Raw genomic sequence first — 267 nt, forward strand, 5'->3', positions numbered from 1 at the left:
AAGCTCGGCATCGACGAGGCGACCGCGAGGAACGCCGTCAGCCAGGCGGTCCCGGCGCTCGTCGGCGGGCTGCAGAAGAACGTGGAGAACGGTGGCGCGGCCTCGCTCGACAGGGCCCTCGACAAGCACGCCGCGAAGCCGGACCCCAGCACGATCGACGACGTCGACGAGGAGGACGGCAACAAGATCGTCGCCAACGTCTTCGGCGGCAAGCAGCAGGACGTGGCGGCGGCGCTCGGCAGCACCGGCGGCGGCGTGGACCTCGGC

1 protein-coding gene is annotated in these 267 nt (G+C 71.9%); it reads left to right on the plus strand.

Annotated features, from left to right (window positions below; genetic code table 11):
- A partial coding sequence (locus BIV03_RS15830) for a DUF937 domain-containing protein (protein WP_139202019.1) occupies positions 1-267 on the plus strand: 267 nt, incomplete at both ends.

This window comes from Curtobacterium sp. MCBA15_016 (genome assembly GCF_001865105.1).
Lineage (GTDB): Bacteria > Actinomycetota > Actinomycetes > Actinomycetales > Microbacteriaceae > Curtobacterium.